The organism is Acinetobacter sp. NIPH 2100, assembly GCF_000369805.1.
In the GTDB taxonomy this organism is placed as follows: Bacteria; Pseudomonadota; Gammaproteobacteria; order Pseudomonadales; family Moraxellaceae; genus Acinetobacter.
On sequence record NZ_KB850224.1, the window covers coordinates 2,175,366 to 2,188,693 of the forward strand.

The 13,328-nt window shown below is 39.7% G+C and carries 16 protein-coding genes; all 16 read right to left on the bottom strand.

Features of this window, described 5'->3' with window-relative positions; translation table 11 throughout:
* Position 1: 1 nt before the first annotated feature.
* Complete coding sequence (locus F887_RS07785) at positions 2-610, bottom strand: TetR/AcrR family transcriptional regulator (RefSeq protein ID WP_032862890.1); 609 nt, start codon at positions 608-610, stop codon at positions 2-4.
* A gap of 40 nt (positions 611-650) precedes the next feature.
* On the bottom strand, positions 651-1,424 hold the full coding sequence (locus F887_RS07780) for a TatD family hydrolase (protein ID WP_005153456.1): 774 nt from the start codon (positions 1,422-1,424) through the stop codon (positions 651-653).
* 24 nt (positions 1,425-1,448) lie between these two features.
* A complete protein-coding gene (locus tag F887_RS07775; protein ID WP_005187977.1) occupies positions 1,449-1,793 on the bottom strand; it encodes a PilZ domain-containing protein in 345 nt (114 codons plus the stop codon).
* Positions 1,794-2,283: 490 nt separating this feature from the next.
* Positions 2,284-2,793, bottom strand: a complete 510-nt coding sequence (locus tag F887_RS07770; RefSeq protein WP_005294667.1) for a hypothetical protein — start codon at positions 2,791-2,793, stop codon at positions 2,284-2,286.
* Positions 2,794-2,954: 161 nt separating this feature from the next.
* Positions 2,955-3,260, bottom strand: a complete 306-nt coding sequence (locus F887_RS07765; protein WP_005153463.1) for a hypothetical protein — start codon at positions 3,258-3,260, stop codon at positions 2,955-2,957.
* A gap of 188 nt (positions 3,261-3,448) precedes the next feature.
* Positions 3,449-4,432, bottom strand: coding sequence for a DNA polymerase III, delta' subunit (locus F887_RS07760; RefSeq protein WP_005294669.1), 984 nt, complete (start codon positions 4,430-4,432; stop codon positions 3,449-3,451).
* A 4-nt stretch (positions 4,433-4,436) separates the two neighbouring features.
* The gene (kdsB, locus tag F887_RS07755; protein ID WP_005294671.1) at positions 4,437-5,198 is read right to left on the bottom strand and encodes a 3-deoxy-manno-octulosonate cytidylyltransferase; all 762 of its coding nucleotides are present in this window, start codon (positions 5,196-5,198) and stop codon (positions 4,437-4,439) included.
* A gap of 9 nt (positions 5,199-5,207) precedes the next feature.
* On the bottom strand, positions 5,208-6,215 hold the full coding sequence (gene lpxK / locus F887_RS07750) for a tetraacyldisaccharide 4'-kinase (protein WP_005294674.1): 1,008 nt from the start codon (positions 6,213-6,215) through the stop codon (positions 5,208-5,210).
* A gap of 2 nt (positions 6,216-6,217) precedes the next feature.
* Positions 6,218-7,945: a lipid A export permease/ATP-binding protein MsbA gene (gene msbA, locus F887_RS07745; RefSeq protein ID WP_005294677.1), complete on the bottom strand. Its 1,728-nt coding sequence runs from the start codon at positions 7,943-7,945 to the stop codon at positions 6,218-6,220.
* Positions 7,942-8,370: an ExbD/TolR family protein gene (locus F887_RS07740; RefSeq protein WP_004806616.1), complete on the bottom strand. Its 429-nt coding sequence runs from the start codon at positions 8,368-8,370 to the stop codon at positions 7,942-7,944. Before F887_RS07740 ends, msbA begins: the two co-directional genes overlap by 4 nt.
* Positions 8,371-8,384: 14 nt before the next feature.
* Entirely contained in the window at positions 8,385-9,014 is a 630-nt protein-coding gene (locus tag F887_RS07735; protein ID WP_005294679.1) for a MotA/TolQ/ExbB proton channel family protein, read from the bottom strand.
* A gap of 47 nt (positions 9,015-9,061) precedes the next feature.
* Positions 9,062-9,949 carry a ParB/RepB/Spo0J family partition protein gene (locus F887_RS07730; protein ID WP_005187946.1) on the bottom strand — a complete coding sequence of 296 codons (888 nt, stop codon included), beginning with the start codon at positions 9,947-9,949 and terminating at the stop codon, positions 9,062-9,064.
* Entirely contained in the window at positions 9,946-10,728 is a 783-nt protein-coding gene (locus F887_RS07725; RefSeq protein ID WP_005294681.1) for a ParA family protein, read from the bottom strand. The genes F887_RS07730 and F887_RS07725 overlap by 4 nt, the downstream gene beginning before the upstream one ends.
* Before the next feature lie 18 nt (positions 10,729-10,746).
* Positions 10,747-11,382, bottom strand: coding sequence for a 16S rRNA (guanine(527)-N(7))-methyltransferase RsmG (gene rsmG, locus F887_RS07720; RefSeq protein WP_005294684.1), 636 nt, complete (start codon positions 11,380-11,382; stop codon positions 10,747-10,749).
* 174 nt (positions 11,383-11,556) lie between these two features.
* Positions 11,557-12,246, bottom strand: a complete 690-nt coding sequence (murU, locus tag F887_RS07715) for an N-acetylmuramate alpha-1-phosphate uridylyltransferase MurU (RefSeq protein ID WP_005294687.1) — start codon at positions 12,244-12,246, stop codon at positions 11,557-11,559.
* Positions 12,246-13,259, bottom strand: coding sequence for an aminoglycoside phosphotransferase family protein (locus F887_RS07710; protein ID WP_005294690.1), 1,014 nt, complete (start codon positions 13,257-13,259; stop codon positions 12,246-12,248). The genes murU and F887_RS07710 overlap by 1 nt, the downstream gene beginning before the upstream one ends.
* Positions 13,260-13,328: the final 69 nt, after the last annotated feature.

A 13,328-nucleotide genomic window follows, 5' to 3' on the forward strand; every position in this document is an offset into this window, starting at 1 on the left:
ACTATGGAACAGATTGTTCAAGTAGCTTTGGCAATGCTAAAGCTTGCTCTATATAAGCGACACGCAATGTATCTCTCGATCCCAAATAACGCTGATAAAAACTTGAATTCAGGATAACCGCCGCACCATAGGTCAACGACCAAACTGAAGCGAGATAATCGCGTGTTGTCATCGTACTATTGATGTCCAGTAAATAACTTTCTGTCATACGGATAATAATACGCAACCGCTGTCTTCTCACTTTATACAACTCACTGAACAGTAATTGAATACCCTGTCCAGTGGTTGAGAGACGTTCCTCAATTTGGTGAAATAACGCTGTACGCTCAGGATGATGTAAATGATGCAACATGAAGAAAGCTAAATGTTCTGGAAATGCCTTTTCGGTGTCTTGAATCATTTCAAGCAACATTCGCTCATTACGAATAATGAGCAACATATACAGCTCATCCTTACTCTGAAAATGCTTATATAAAGTACCCTTGGCAAGATCTAGCTCTGCTGCCAGAGCATCGAGCGTCATGCCAGCTTCACCATTTTCTAATAGGAGTTGCTCCGCGATTTGAAAAATTAATACTTCTCGTGCTCTAAACTGAGCTTGACGATCCATTTTCACGTAATAACTCTCTTTCCTAGTACAACAAAACCGTTTATTTCAAATTTAAGAGATTCTCAAAATTTTGCGTTGTAATCATGCCAATCTCTTCAACCGATTTATCATATACATCACTTAGCGCTTTTGCTACAAAAGGAACGTATTTAGGTTCATTGGTTTTACCACGATACGGGACTGGTGCTAAATAAGGGCTATCCGTTTCAATCAGTAAACGATCCAGTGGCACCTGCTTGGCAACATCACGCAAGTCCTGCGCATTTTTGAAAGAGACAATACCTGAGAAAGAAATATAATATCCGCAATCCAAAACAGCTTTTGCAGTTTCCCAATCTTCGGTAAAACAATGCAAAATACCATGCGTGGATTGTTCTGCACGAATGATATCCACAGTATCGTGTTTTGCCGCTCGCGTATGAACTACAACAGGCTTTTTAACAATTTTAGAGGCTTCAATGTGACGTGCGAAACAACGCTTTTGCTCAGCCACGAAGTCGGTACTGTGATAATAATCCAGACCTGTTTCACCCAAAGCCCATACCTTGTCTGACTGAGCAAGATTGACCAGATACTCCGTTGTTGCACGTGCCATGATCTGCTCATCTTCACAAGGATGCACACCTACAGAATACCCAACATCGTCATGTCGGGCTGCAATTTCTGCCAATTTAATATGATCTTCCAGATCAACTGAAATCCCCATGAATTTCGAAACACCTGCAAGTCGAGCTTGTTCAAGTGCTTGATCTAAATCTCCTTGATAAGGATTTAGATCTAACATGGTTAAATGGCAATGCGTATCAACAAACACTCTGTCTTCCTATTCTCTTTACAACTACATCGTATAACTTGGACGATCCAAGCCTTTCATACCCGCTAATAACTTTTCAGCTTCATTTTTATAATACACACCTTTTTCACCAACCAACTGGATTGCAAATCCTTGAGGCTTAAAATGTGTTTGCTTATGCGAAATCCAGATCACTTTACCCGTTAAAGGAATCTTCTGTGATTGCTCTGGTAAGGTCGCCAACACAAAAACTTCCTGTCCCATTTTAACGGCTTGCTTGGTCGGTACGAACAAACCACCACCGACAACAAAAGGCATAAAACTAGATTGCAATGTCGCTTTATCTGGAATATTAACCTGTATAATTCCGCCCATCATTTGTGGTTGCATAACATTCCCCTGTTAAATACTGAATCGATTAAAACATTAATAATTTTATACCATTGATAAATCTAAAAAAATATCATTCCTTTTGATAAGTTTTATAGAGTTTCCATTGGTGACCGTTAAATAAAGATCTATATGTGATTTATGACCTGATTATAGAAAACAATCAAGCAAACAACAAATACTGTTTCAGCAAAAGCCTTGTAAAACAACTAAAATTACCATGATTAGAGCAAATAATGCATTGTATAAAGCGTTATTTAAAATCTTATGACAGTTACTTATGGATGGATAAGACCATTGGAAGGGATTGGTTAGCGACTCAGTACAATTGAGACAAACCAACAAGGAGATACATCAGCCTAAAAGCAATATGATCTGAATGAAGATGAATACTCTGAAACATAATTATTTAGTGCATCTAGATAGCGATGCTGATGCCAATAAATGAAAGTGATATAGCAAGACCTGCTTGCTATATCTCCATTATCAATTATTTTGCAGCCTTGACAATTTCTGCCTTGTCAAAGGAGAACCAACATTCGCCTTGAGTCGCCCACTTTGATTCTGTTGTGCCTAATACGCCAGTGACTACAATTCGATCACCAACTTTTAAATTGCTGATTTTGTCTGTATTTACTTTTAAATCATCACGAGTAAGTCCTTGCCCTTTACACTTCCCATTGCTTGGATCTTTAAAAATAATCGCAATCTGATTTTGAGAAACGATTTCACCCGTTTTAGTAATACGAGTAATAATTCCAGGTACCTCAAGGCGTTGTGAATCCCACTTCCGTTTCGCGGTGATTTCATTTTGCTGCCAGTCTTTCCATATTTCAGACAAAGTTGCTTTCTTTGCAGGCCCTAAACCGCGAAAGTCACCACTCAAAATATCTCCAGTTTTATTGAGTATCCCATCCGTTGCAGACATGGCCGAATCCAAAGTCTGGCAACCACTCAATGAAAGAAGGCTTAAAGTAACTAAAAGTGTTTTTATATGCATCTCAAAATTCCCTAACTTACATAGCAAAGCGCTATGTGAAAAAATAACATATTTAATAAAAGATGTGAATTTTTAACATTCTGTATAATGAAAATTTTTTGCCATAAAAAAACCGCTCTTAAGAGCGGTTTTTTTCCTGTCTAGCTTAGGTTTATGCTTTTCTATTTTTCGGTACATTTATAATCAAAGTTTAACTTACTGATCATTTGATCGGTATTTCGCGTAAGTACCGAAATATTGTTTACCCCAGCTTCAATATAAAACTTACCACTAAACTGATTTCCAGCAGAACTTTGAGCATGATTAAAAGAGTAGCTATAAACACACTCGTATGCCTGTGTACCCAAATTCGAAGCATTAATCTCAAAAGATGAGCCATTAATATTCGATACAAACTTTGGTTCAGCTTTTGTAATGCTTGGTATCATGGTAAGTGATAAAGCAATCGCTATAAATGTTGTTTTCATCTCCATATTCCTTATTTTTTAATATTATTGTGAAGTAACTCACATTTTATATACTTTCAATCAGGATTAAAGAGAGACGAACAATTTATATACAAAACTCAATTAAATGCTATAAAAACAAAGATCTATCAAAATCAAAAATAAAGCTTATTTGATAAAATAAAACTTCATTCTGTATTAAATCTTACTTAACTCACATTCATTAACTGAATAAATAACTCATCGAGAACCAATTGTGTTTGTACATTTTGCTCAACCATTAATTTCTTTTGCTGCAAATCCGAATAGATTGTAAACAAAGCCTCTAAGCTATAAAATTCTGCCAATGGGTTAAAATCTAAATCATCATTTTTTAACGATTGGTTCAGTTTTAAACTCACGATATCAGCTAAAAGATATTCAAACATCGTGATAAATTCAGAAAAATTTAATTCTTTAGACCATTTATTTGAATAGTTTAAAGGCATATTTTTTTCAGCTACCAATTTAAACCAATCATTCAAGAATAAAGCCCGCTTTTGTAGCCAAACACTCTTTTCAATCTCAATCGCCGTCAGTGGCATATCATTGGCAAGATTCAATAACAGTTTAACTTGTTCGGTTGTAGTCTCTGGAATTTGTTGTTGTACAAATGCTTGTGCATCCTGAATCGACATTCGGTCTAGCGCAAAATGCTGTAAACGACTACGGATCGTGGCTGGAAGTTTTAAGTAATGATCAGCAAGTAAAATCAGAACAACTTTTTCACCAGGTTCTTCTAAGGTTTTTAACAATGCGTTTGCTGATGCGGTATTTAATGCTTCAGCAGGTTCAATCATTACAACACGCCAACCTTCACCAGTTTGCTGAACAAAAGGCAGAAGTTCTCGGATTTTCTCAATCTTAATTTTGGCATTTTGTTTTTTATTATCTTCATCCGTCGTGATATGCACATAATTTGGATGCGTATCTGAGCGTAACCACTGACAACTTGAACATTCACCACAAGCATGTTGCGGCTGTTTATTCAAACACAATACCCAAGCAACGAAACGCTCCGCAAACTCTTTCTTGGCACAGCCCTTCTTTCCATAAAACAATAGACCATGTCCAAGTTCTGGGAATCGTGTACTGAGCAATTCCCAGGTCTGCTCATGCCATGGGTAAATCACTGTAGATTGAGTATCGACCATAATATTATTCAAATAAACTCACAGGCATTGCATTTAATCGATCCAGATCCGCTTGGGTATCCACACCAGGGGGTAAATTTGCTTCCGCCACAGCAATGGCAATACGATGGCCATTTTCTAGCACGCGAAGTTGCTCTAAGCTTTCCAATTTCTCAAGCTGTCCCTGTTCCCAAGTGACATACTCTTGTAGCAATTTGACGCGATAGGCATATAAGCCTAAATGACGAAAAGCTTGATTATGCACTTGCTGTTCAGCCTGTTTTGCTCCATCACGATCATAAGGAATGGTTGCACGACTAAAATATAACGCCTCATTGCGATTACTCATCACCACTTTGACAATACTATCGCGTTGAAATTCCTCTAACTGATGAATCGGTTCACATAAAGTAGACATGGCACAATGTGGATGATCAATCAACAGTTGACTCACCTGTTGCACAAGTTGCGCAGGAAGTAAGGGTTCATCCCCCTGAACATTCACAATAATATCGTCTGCTGACCATCCTTTAATACGAGCAACCTCACTCAGCCGATCTGTACCCGATGGATGATCTGGGTTTGTCAAAACCACATCAACACCTTCAGCACGACATACTTCAGCAATGCGCTCATCATCGGTCGCAACGCACAAATCATCAAAACCAGCAACTTTTTTCGCTTGATCGACCACACGGAGAATCATTGGACGGCCATGAATCAGGAGTAACGGTTTTGCTGGAAGACGAGAACTCGCAAAACGAGCTGGGATGACGATATGTTTCATGGTCGCTCTCTAAGAAAATTGAATACCGAGGTGCTGTAATTGTTGTTTCAATACATCATAACAATCTGCTGACAAAACAGCTTCTACGGGTACTACCCAAATAGGGGTCGTGAATTCAGAATGTTGCTTTAATAAAGTCTTGAACTTTACGGCATCTTTTTCAGTGGTGATAATGGCATCATGATTTTCAAATATTAAATCATCAATTTCATAATCATGGTGATCTGGGAATTCATGTGCCTGATATTGCTGTACACCCAAAGATGCCAAGGTTTGATAAAAACGCTGCGGAAAACCAATTCCAACAACCGCATTGAAATATTGATTGGGATCAAACCAATGTGTATCTGTATTTGCATTTAAAAGATAAGGCTGACCCACCGCTAAATGCATATTTTTTTGAGCCTGTGCAATTTTAGTATGCTCAATGACCGTACTTTCATTCAAGCGTGACTTAGGTTCACGTAAATAACCTTCTGGCAATAACTTCTCATTGCCTAGACCACGATTTTGATCTAACACAATCCATTCAATCTGACGCGCCAAAGCCCAATGCTGCAAACCATCATCACTAATAATCAGGTCAAGCTGCTCATTTTCCAATAACAACTCGATTGAAGCTTGACGATTAGGACCGACAGCCATGGGCACATGGGTAGATTGAACAATCAGACAAGGTTCATCACCTACAATATCAGGCTCAGAACGCGAAGTAACCAAAACAGGAAAAGGACCTGCACCACCATAACCACGGCTGATTACACCGACCCGCACATTGTGTTGTTGCAAATATTTGACCAGTTGGATCAGCAATGGTGTTTTACCACTGCCGCCCACGGTAATGTTCCCAATCACCATAACAGGTACGGGCGCTGTATATACGGGTTTAATTCCATGTTGATAAAGCGCTTTATTCGTACAAAAACCCAATCGATATAGCCATGACAAGGGACGCAACACCATCAACCATGACGCTTGTTGATTCCAAGCATCCTGAATACGTTGCGCCATCGACATGCTTAGTTTTCCTCGAAATTACGTTGATGTAATTGATAATACATACCATGTTTTGCTAAAAGCTCAGCATGTGTGCCTTGCTCAATAATCTGGCCTTTATCCATGACCACGATCAGATCTGCATTTTCAACAGTAGACAAACGATGAGCAATTACAATCGTGGTACGGTCTTGCATCGCTTTATCAAATGCCTGTTGAATGAAGTATTCTGATTCATTATCAAGCGCACTGGTTGCTTCATCTAAAATCAGAATTGGAGAATCTTTTAAGATTGCTCTAGCAATGGCAATACGTTGACGCTGACCACCTGAGAGGTTCAAACCTTGCGCACCCAAAATGGTGTCATAACCTTGCGGCAGGTTCATAATAAAGTCATGTGCATACGCTGCTTTCGCTGCCGCAATGACTTGCTCATCGCTTGAGTCTTGTAACTGCCCATAGGCAATATTATCGCGAACTGAGCGATTGAATAGCACAACTTGCTGATTCACTGTCGCAATTTGAGAACGTAAATAAGCCAACTCAATATCCTGAACGGGAATACCATCAAAATAGATTTGCCCTTCACTCAACTCTTGGAAACGCGGCAGCATATTTACTAATGAGGTCTTACCTGCACCTGAACGCCCAACTAAAGCAACGGTTTGTCCTGCCTTGATATCTAAAGAAAAATCCTTGATCGCATGCGTACCATCTTCATAGCGCAAGTTGGCATGATCAAATTGAATATTCCCTTTTAAAGCAGGTTTCAATTGACCATTATTGATTTCTTCAGGCGTATCCAATAGCTCAAACACGGAATGTGCTGCAGCTAAACCACGTTGTAACTTTTCATTGATATCGGTCAAATTCTTAACAGGCTTAGAAATAAGGCCCGCAGCGGTAATGAATGAAATGAATTCACCCGCAGAAGTATCACCAAAAACCTGTGGACGTAAAGCCAGCCAAAGAATGATTGCCATCGCCATTGATAATAAAAGCTGAATGATTGGGCTGTTAATATTTTGCACCACAACCATTTTCAAACCACGACGCAAGTTTTCTTCAGACGATTTATAAAAACGTTTCTGTTCAAACTCTTCGCCAGTAAAGCTTTTTACCACCGAATTTGCAGTAATGGTTTCTTGTACCACGTGGTTTACATCACCCATGGTATTTTGTACTTGGATTGACAATTTACGCATCTTCTTCGATGCGATTCTGACCAATATGCCAATAAAAGGCATGAAGACCACAATACATAAGGTTAATCGCCAGTTGGTGTAGAGTAGATAACTCAATAAACCAAGAACAATCAAACCATCTTTAATTAAGGTCTGCAAAGACTCAGAAGACGCAGCTGTTAACTGCTCCACGTTATACATCAGCTTTGCACTGATGTGACCAGCACTGTTATCAAGATAATATTGCGCTGGTAATCTTAACAGTTTTGCATACACTTCCTGACGGATGCTAAACACTAAACTACGTGAAATCACAGCGGAAAAGTAACCACCGAGGAATAGACCAACGCCACGGAAAAACATCAATAAAACAATGAGTGCTGGAAACCAATCCAGATTGCTACGACTACCCTCTTGGATCGCATCAATGATGTATTTCAATAGCTTTGCGACAGAGACCTCCGTCGCCGCGTTGATACCAAAACCAAGCAAGACGAGTAAGGCAACGCCCCAATAAGATTTTAAATACGATATTAAACGGACATAAACCTTAAAATCCTGATTCACTCAGTAAAACCTCTCGTTGGAACTTTGGTGCTGATATTGACGTTAACAAAACCGAGTTGACCGGCGACATCCATCACTCGAATCACATCTTGATGCGCTGCTTTGGCATCAGCCGCAATAATAAACATAAAATCACGACGATCTTGTGCAACTTGCTTAATGGCTGTGCTTAAATCAGCGATATCTTTACTTGATAATGCCTGACCGTTCACAGAATAATGCCCTGTGGAGTCTACCATGATTTCAATTTTGTGATCGAATTGTTTAGGTGGAACACCTTGCGCATCGGGCAATGTCAGATTTATACGGCTTTGCTGACTAAAAGTCGTTGATAATAATAAAAACACCAAAATAAATAACATACAGTCAATCATTGGTGTCAAATTGATATGAATATCTTCAACTTGAGAACGTTTAAACTTCATGATGCCACCTCGGCTTAGCTTGCACGACGGTGTTCTTGTACATGAGCAGCTTTTTTATAGAAAAGTGCTGCATGAAACAAGGTTGATTGCTGTTCTAATTCAGCAATATATTCATGTACTACACGCTGAAAATAACGATATGCAATCATTGCAGGAATCGCAATCAGCATTCCGACAGCTGTGGTAATCAAGGCCTTAGAGATACCTGGCATCATCATACTGGCATTACCCGCAGAACCGATATCAATCACCAAAAAAGACTCAATGATGCCCAGAACTGTGCCGAGTAAACCCAACAAAGGTGCAATTGCACTTAAGGTTCCAAGAAAGTTAATATTTTTTTCGAGATAACTGATTTCTTGAGATGCTGTTGCTTCCATTTGCGCACGGGCAAATTGCTCACCTTGATCGCGCTGATCGTAGCCAGATTTAAGAATACGACCTAATGGACTTTTTTGAGCATCTTCTTGTTCTAATTGCACAATAACTGCATCAACATCAGAACCATTTACAAGCAATGCTTGCGGTAAAACTTGTGACCGTTTTAAACGAATGTATCGTTCAATTGTAATGGCAACCGTAAAAATTGATGAAAGAATAAGGGGCAGCATTAACCAGCCACCCGCTTTCACAAGTTCCCACATATTATTCCCCAATAATATCTAAAATATAAAAGGATGCGCCCTCAAGATTAGTTAGGTAAGCAAATATTGAGGATTCCATCCAACTCATCCAATGAGTGGTAATGAATGACCATTTTCCCTTTACCTTTCTGGTTATGGTCAATTTTCACATTCGCTCCGAAACGCTCGGAAAGCTTCTGAGTCAATTGTTCAATATCTGGAGAAATTTGAGCCTTTTCCTTTTCAGGTTTTGGTTCACTCCACTCACGAACTAACTGTTCAGTTTGACGTACCGACAAACCTTTTTCAATCACGATTTGTGCAACCGCAATTTGATCTTTTGCCTTCAGCGTCAGGATGGCACGGGCATGCCCCATGTCAATCTGACCTTGTTGGATTAACTCTTTAATTGGATCAGCCAAGCTCAGTAAGCGTAACAGGTTACTCACCGTGGTACGTGCCTTGCCTACCGTATCTGCAATTTCTTGATGGCTTAAACCAAATTCATCGTGGAAGCGTTGTAAAGCAACTGCTTGATCAATCGGATTGAGATCTTGACGTTGAATATTTTCAATCAACGCCAAAGCAATTGCGACTTGATCATTCAAGTCACGCACAATTGCCGGAATTTCTGCCAAACCTGCTAATTGGGCAGCACGCCAACGACGTTCACCCGCAATAATTTCATAAGGATGTTGTTCATCATCCACAGGACGAATCACAATTGGCTGCATCACACCATGTTTTTCAATCGATGCTGCGAGCTCTTGTAAATCTTGTTCTTGGATAAAGCTACGTGGTTGATATTCACCACGTTTCAATAAATTGACATCAATTTGCTTGAGTTGACCATGATCCAAGGCTTGTGCTTCAAGTTGCAATTTCTCTTTTTGAATTGAACCTAATAGCGCATCTAAACCACGACCTTTAGCCAATCCGCGTTTTTTGATGCTCATACAGCACTTCCTTTTTTCACTTTACTTTTCTTCAACATTTCTGCGGCTAAATTCAAATATGCAATTGCACCTTTTGAACTCTTTTCAAAATAAATTACAGGTAAACCATGAGCTGGTGCTTCTGCCAAACGAATATTTCGAGGAATCACCGTTTCATAGAGTTTTTTACCAAAATATTGCTCCAACTCTGCCGACACATCACGTGTCAACGCATTACGAGCGTCATACATGGTACGTAATACCCCAACAATTTCCAAGTTTGGATTAAGGGCTTTTTGTATACGATCAATGGTCTGGGTGAGATCCGCTAATCCTTCCAAAGCATAATATTCACATTGCATTGGAATAATCACACCATTCACGGCAGCCAAGGCATTGACGGTAATTAAGCTGAGGCTTGGCGCACAATCGACAATGATATAGTCAAATGCAGCATCTACTTCCTGCAAAGCATTCTTCAGAATAAACTCTCGGCCTTCTTGCTCGGCAATAGCAAGTTCTACACCTGCTAGCTCACGGTTTGCACCTAAAACTTTATAACCTACTTCTGCTTTTTGAATCGCAGTTTCAATTGGCACTTCACCCAACAACACATCTGTGACTGAGTAAAGTAAATCATTCTTTTGAATACCTGACCCCATGGTGGCATTCCCTTGTGAGTCCATATCGACTAACAAGACACGTTTTTTCAAGATCGCCAAAGAGGCAGCAAGATTGACTGCTGTCGTGGTTTTTCCCACACCACCTTTTTGGTTTGCAATCGCAATAATTTGAGCCATGACTACCCTTAATATTTTTTATTGAATAAGTTGAAGTAAAAGTAAGTGACGCTGTTCATCCAATCTCGGCACACGCAGTTCAATGATCTTACATGAATACTGATCTTTCATCTGCTCAACTTCATCCTCTGGAATCAAGCCTTTCATTGCAGCAATGATACTTTGCTCATGCATATAAGGTTGTGCTGCATCAACAAAATCAGTCAAAGAAGCAAATGCTCGACTTGTAATGACATCGAACTGACCAAGTTCGCCAATGCTGTCTTCATTTTCAACACGTGTTTGAACTGCAATTACATTTTTCAGTTTTAAGTCAGCAATAAATTGCTTCAAGAAACGAATCTTTTTCCCATTCGAATCTAATAGTACACAAGAACGTTCTGGTTGACATAATGCAATGATCATGCCCGGCATACCACCGCCCGTACCAACATCTAATAAACGGCCTTGTGGCAAATCATTTAAAATACTTAAACTATCTAATAAATGTTTAACCAACATTTCTTTCGGCTCACGAATGGCCGTTAAATTGTATGCCTTATTCCATAGCACCAGCGCATCTTGATATTTCAATAAGAGTGTTAGGGCTTCTTCACTCAGGTTGAGACCTAGAGCTTGACTACCTTGCTTTAATTCTTGAAAAAAAGGATGCATAACAGTGCGACATCTCGATAAACTTGCTGTGCAGTATACCGATTTCTGATACAAGGCACAGCAGGACTTGTTGAACGATTATGCAGTTAAACATTTACAAGCATGATAAACTGCATAATCCTTTAAGTTTTTGTCTTTTCTTATGCAAATCACAGATAGACAAAGCATTTTTTATTATGCGAATGCGCCCTGCTTGATTTGTTGATCAAGCTGCTCCAAACGCTCAGGTGTACCAACATCCACCCAGATTCCTTGCAACTTTTCAGCTGAAACTTGTTGTTGCTGCATGGCTTGTTTCAATAATGGCGCTAAAGGTCGTTTGCCATTTTCCAAACCAACAAACATGTGTGGTGCCAATACCGCAACACCACTATACGTTAAAGCCTCACCCAACTGCTCCTGCTCAAAAGTGTAAGCCAAATCATTCGCAAGGATAAAGTCACCCTTCAAATGCTGAGGCGGATTTTCAACCAGCACCAAATGCGCTTGTTTATCTTCCAACTGAACATTTAACAATGAGGTAAAATCCATTGTGGTCCAAACATCACCATTAACTAGAATAAAAGGCTCATCACCCAGCAATGGCAATGCATTGATGATACCTCCTGCGGTTTCTAGACCTTCACCTTCGTGTGACCACAAAATAGTGACACCGAACTGAGAACCATCACCTAAAGCAGCAGCAAGTTTTTCACCTAACCAAGCTGTATTAATCACAATCTCGGTAATGCCTATTTTTTGCAGCTTTTCGATATGCCAAACAATCAGTGGCTTGCCACCAACTTCCAGTAAAGGCTTTGGTGTGTGCAAGGTCAAGGGACGCATACGATTGCCCATACCCGCAGCAAGAATCATCGCTTTCATTAGGCTGCAACCTCATAATTGCCGTATTTTTCAATAAACTTCGGCATCACGACGTCACGAATGAATTGCATAAAGTCATTCAGTTCATCATACCCTTGGCTTTCTTCCAGTAAATACCACATCACGCGCGGTAAATCTTTTAAATAGCCTGACTTGCCATCACGTTCAAATAAACGCACAAAAATACCAAGAATTTTCAGGTGACGTTGAATCGCCATCAGATCTGCATCACGCTTGAACTGTTCAAAACTACGGTTTTCTTTCGCAGTTGCAGGTAAGAGTTTATAAAATACCCCAAACCACTCATAAACACGTTTAGCATTCCACTGCACATAGGCATCACGTGTAATCGAGATGAGGTCATATGTATCCGCACCAATCACCGCATCCTGAAAATCAATCACTCCCAGCTCTTGCTCATTTTCGATTTTCATCAGATTACGGCTGTGAAAATCACGATGAACGATCACTTGTGGCTGTTGAGTCGCTTCAATCGCAAGAAAGTCAAAAGCTTGCTCGATTGTTTCAAGTTGCTGCTCTGTCGGCTGAATTTGCAATGATGGCAACATCCAGTCGGTCAACAAACGCATTTCTGTCATCAACTTTTCATAAGAATAAGCTGGCAATTGCGTATCCGCATCGATCTGCTGTAACTCAATCAGTTGCTTGAAACTTTGTGCATAGTATTGATCGACTGTCTCATCATTCAGTAAAGTTGATAAAACAACATCACCAAAATCTTCTAACAGCAACAATCCTAACGTTAAGTCTTTCGCAACGATATGCGGTACACGCACACCATTTTTGTCAAAGAACTCATCGATGCTAACAAATGGAATACAATCTTCTTTTTCAGGCGGTGCATCCATGAGCATATATGTTTTGTTTTGTAACTTAATTCGCGCGTAGCGGCGAAAGCTTGCGTCTCCTGCCAAAAAATTGATCTCAAATTGATCAGATTGGAGGGTGGCTTGAAGCCAAGTTTGTATCAATTGTTCACGTTGTGTATTCATTTGCAATAAAATCTAAAACTAGCTGAGATTTTGAAAGCTTAAGTGTAGCCACTTATCAACTTTTTCTCT

What these genes read in the sequence shown, in the direction of transcription:
- F887_RS07785 (WP_032862890.1), bottom strand. Translation starts at nt 610, where the DNA reads ATGGATCGTCAAGCTCAGTTTAGAGCACGAGAAGTATTAATTTTTCAA.
- F887_RS07740 (WP_004806616.1), bottom strand. Translation starts at nt 8,370, where the DNA reads ATGAAGTTTAAACGTTCTCAAGTTGAAGATATTCATATCAATTTGACA.
- F887_RS07775 (WP_005187977.1), bottom strand. Translation starts at nt 1,793, where the DNA reads ATGCAACCACAAATGATGGGCGGAATTATACAGGTTAATATTCCAGAT.
- rsmG (WP_005294684.1), bottom strand. Translation starts at nt 11,382, where the DNA reads ATGCATCCTTTTTTTCAAGAATTAAAGCAAGGTAGTCAAGCTCTAGGT.
- F887_RS07710 (WP_005294690.1), bottom strand. Translation starts at nt 13,259, where the DNA reads ATGAATACACAACGTGAACAATTGATACAAACTTGGCTTCAAGCCACC.
- F887_RS07770 (WP_005294667.1), bottom strand. Translation starts at nt 2,793, where the DNA reads ATGCATATAAAAACACTTTTAGTTACTTTAAGCCTTCTTTCATTGAGT.
- F887_RS07725 (WP_005294681.1), bottom strand. Translation starts at nt 10,728, where the DNA reads ATGGCTCAAATTATTGCGATTGCAAACCAAAAAGGTGGTGTGGGAAAA.
- F887_RS07735 (WP_005294679.1), bottom strand. Translation starts at nt 9,014, where the DNA reads ATGTGGGAACTTGTGAAAGCGGGTGGCTGGTTAATGCTGCCCCTTATT.
- murU (WP_005294687.1), bottom strand. Translation starts at nt 12,246, where the DNA reads ATGAAAGCGATGATTCTTGCTGCGGGTATGGGCAATCGTATGCGTCCC.
- F887_RS07765 (WP_005153463.1), bottom strand. Translation starts at nt 3,260, where the DNA reads ATGAAAACAACATTTATAGCGATTGCTTTATCACTTACCATGATACCA.
- F887_RS07730 (WP_005187946.1), bottom strand. Translation starts at nt 9,949, where the DNA reads ATGAGCATCAAAAAACGCGGATTGGCTAAAGGTCGTGGTTTAGATGCG.
- kdsB (WP_005294671.1), bottom strand. Translation starts at nt 5,198, where the DNA reads ATGAAACATATCGTCATCCCAGCTCGTTTTGCGAGTTCTCGTCTTCCA.
- lpxK (WP_005294674.1), bottom strand. Translation starts at nt 6,215, where the DNA reads ATGTCGATGGCGCAACGTATTCAGGATGCTTGGAATCAACAAGCGTCA.
- F887_RS07760 (WP_005294669.1), bottom strand. Translation starts at nt 4,432, where the DNA reads ATGGTCGATACTCAATCTACAGTGATTTACCCATGGCATGAGCAGACC.